This is a genomic window from Rhizobacter sp. P2_D12, from assembly GCF_056404395.1.
The window spans coordinates 1-2,993 of sequence record NZ_JBFUEB010000232.1 but is presented as its reverse complement, the minus strand read 5'-3'; the positions used below and the strand labels follow the sequence as shown (position 1 = coordinate 2,993).

General features: G+C 70.7%; 3 protein-coding genes and 1 pseudogene. 2 read left to right on the top strand and 2 right to left on the bottom strand.

Annotated elements, in window-relative coordinates; all coding sequences use genetic code 11:
- A partial coding sequence (locus AC1DYN_RS31945) for a sensor histidine kinase (RefSeq protein ID WP_477966726.1) occupies positions 1-1,297 on the bottom strand: 1,297 nt, incomplete at its 3' end.
- Position 1,298: 1 nt separating this feature from the next.
- Positions 1,299-1,985, bottom strand: coding sequence for a response regulator transcription factor (locus AC1DYN_RS31940; protein ID WP_477966724.1), 687 nt, complete (start codon positions 1,983-1,985; stop codon positions 1,299-1,301).
- 171 nt (positions 1,986-2,156) lie between these two features.
- Between AC1DYN_RS31940 and AC1DYN_RS31935 the strand changes: the two genes are divergently transcribed.
- Positions 2,157-2,651 carry a Spy/CpxP family protein refolding chaperone gene (locus tag AC1DYN_RS31935; protein WP_477966728.1) on the top strand — a complete coding sequence of 165 codons (495 nt, stop codon included), beginning with the start codon at positions 2,157-2,159 and terminating at the stop codon, positions 2,649-2,651.
- A pseudogene (locus tag AC1DYN_RS31930) lies at positions 2,648-2,993 on the top strand (intradiol ring-cleavage dioxygenase); the annotation flags it as partial. The gene AC1DYN_RS31935 and the pseudogene AC1DYN_RS31930, both read left to right, overlap by 4 nt.

The window sequence follows — 2,993 nt, the reverse complement described above, 5'->3', positions numbered from 1 at the left end:
CGGAGCGGAAGAACGGCTGGAAAATCGCCGGCAAGTCTTCGGGCGCGATGCCCGGCCCCCGGTCGCATACCTCAACCTGTGCCACGCCATCCACGGCGCGCACGGACACCGCCACAACACCGCCCGGCGCGCCATGTCTGGCCGCATTGCGCACGACGTTCTCGAGCGCGCTCCAAAGCAGGTCCGRGTCGCCGCTGACGTTGACGCTGTCGTCGGCGTCGAAGTCGACGCGCAGCGCCGCGCCGTGACCGTCCGCGGCCTGGGTCTGGCCGGCTTCAAAGCGCGCATCGGCGACAAGCCCGTCGACCAGCTCCACCAGATCCACCGGCTCGCGCCGCAGCACGTCGGGCGACGCTTCCAGGCGCGACAGCGTCAAGAGTTCGCCGATCAGCTTGTCCATGCGGTTGCTTTCGCGCTCGATGCGTTCGAGCGTGATGCCGATCTTGTCCGGCTGCTGGTGCGCCAGGCCCAGCGCCGCCTGCATGCGCGCCAGCGGCGAGCGCAGTTCGTGCGAGACGTCGTGCAGCAGGCGGCGCTGGCCGTCCATCAGCGCGCGCAGGCGTGCGCTCATGCGGTCGAAGTCGCGGCCCAGGTCGACCAGTTCGTCGCCGCCTTTGGCGCCGGGGCCGAAGCGCGGCGCCAGGTCACCGGCGGCGGCGGCCTCGAAGGCGCTGCGCAGGGCGCGGATGGGGCGCGAGAAATACCAGGCCAGCAGCGCCGCGAACAGCAGGCTGGCCAGCACGGTGGCGCCGATCACGACGCTCTGGCCGATACGGCGGCGCGGGCCGGGACCGGGCCCAAGGCCGGGCGTCAGCGTATCCGGGCCGGCGCCGTCGCGCAGCCCGTCCTGACGGCCGGCGTCGCGGCCGATCTGGCGCCCGAAGTCACGCGACACGAACGCGATGTAGTGCTCGCCGCCCGGGCCGACCAGGCGCCGCGCGCCACGCCACACGGCGCTGTCGCCACCCTGGGCGCCGTCGCGCAGTTCGCGTTCGACTGCATGCATCAGTTCGGCCGGCACTGCGCGGCCAAGCAGTTCGTGGCGCGCTGCGTCGAGCACGAACAGTTGGGGGCGCCGCATGTCGGGCAGCAGGCTGCGCAGGGCGGGCAAGCCGCCGTGGCGCAGCGTTGCGGCGGCGGCGTCCAGCGCGATCGCTGCCGGTGGGCCGCTATCGAGCACGGGCGTCGCGCGCTGGCGCGCCTGGTCGCGCAGCCAGAACACGCCGCCCACGCCGATGGTCGCGGCCACCTGCGCCAGCAGGATGCACAGGAAGAACTTCCAGAACAACCGGCCCATGCTACTCCCTGATCAACTGGTAGCCCTGGCGGTAAATCGTCTGCAGGCACGAGCGGCCGTCCGCCAATGGCCCCAGCTTGTGCCGCAGGCTGCTCAGGTGGACGTCGATATTGCGGTCGAACCGCGCCAGTGGCCGGCCCAGGCCCTGTTCGGACAGGTCGTTCTTGCTGACCGGACGGCCGGCATTGCGGGCCAGGACTTCGAGCAGGTTGAATTCGGTGCTGGTCAGGTCGAGATGCTGGCCGTCCCAGGTGGCGCGGCGCTGTTCGGGCAGCATCGTCAGCTTGCCGACGCTGAGCACGACCCCGGGGCCGCTCTCGGGCACGGCCTGGGTGCGGCGCAGGATGGCACGCACACGCGCCGTCAGTTCGCGAGGCGTGCAGGGCTTGGCCACGTAATCGTCGGCGCCCAGTTCGAGGCCCAGGATGCGGTCGGCGTCGTCACCGCGCGCCGTGAGCATCAGCACCGGCATGCGGCTGCCGGCGCGGATCTGGCGCAGCGCTTCGATGCCGCCCGTGCCGGGCATCATGACATCGAGCACCGCGATGGCATAGCCGCCGGTCAGCGCGGCGCGCGCGCCATCCTCCCCATTGTGCATGCAGGTGACGGAAAAGCCTTCCTGTTCGAGGTATTCGGCAAACATGCCGACCAGTTCGACGTCGTCGTCGATGAGCAAAACGTGATTCATGTCGACAGGATAGCGCAGCAGGTCGGCGCCGTCTGCGGTGCTTTACGCGGATTTACCTGGCTTAGACGCGCTTTACGAGCCGCCGCCACACAATGGCCGCTTCCACAACACGAGAGGTCCACGATGACACGACCAGCTTCCCCGCGCCCCACACTGTCCGGGTTGCGCGCCGTGACGGCGTTCTCCGTCTGCCTGCTGGCCGCGCCCGCCGTCCTGGCCCAGCCGATGCCGCCATCGGACGGTCCCGGGCACGACGGCCCGCCATTCGGTCAACAGCACGAGCGCGACGGCGAAGCCGGTCCGTTCGGCACGCCGCCATTCCTGCGCGGCCTGAACCTGAGCGAGGCGCAGAATGAGCGCGTCTTCACGATCCTGCACGCCCAGGCGCCCCGGCGGCGCGCCCTGGACCTTGCCGGGCGCAAGGCCGACGCGGCGCTGCGCGCGGTGGCAGGTGCACCGGAATTCGACGGTGCCGCAGCATCCGCCGCCGCGCAGGCGCTGGGCCAGGCGATCGCCGACCAGGAGCTGCTGCGCCTGCAGACACGCGCCATGCTCAAGGCAGTGCTCACGCCACAGCAGCGTGCGCAGCTCGACGCGCCGCGTGGCAGGGGCCGCAAAGCTGATCATGAACGACACAATGCCCATGAGGGAGACAGCAGAAAATGAACGCAGCACGCCATCATCAAGGCACCGGGCAGCACGCCGAGCACGATGCTGACCATCACCGGAGCCTGGGCGCCGACCTGGCCCGCATGCTGACCCGGGCCGCCACCCGGCGCCAGTCGCTGCGCTGGCTGTTTGCCGGCGCGGGCAGCGCGGTGTTGCCGCTCGCGGGTTGCGGCGGCGGCGTCAGTGCCGACGATGGCTTCGGCCTGTCCAGTTCCACGACGACGACGGGCGCGGCCAGCACCGGTAGCGGTAGCGCGGTCTGCTCGGTGATTCCCGAAGAAACGGGCGGACCGTATCCGGGCGACGGCACCAACGGCAATGCCAATGGCGTGGCCAATG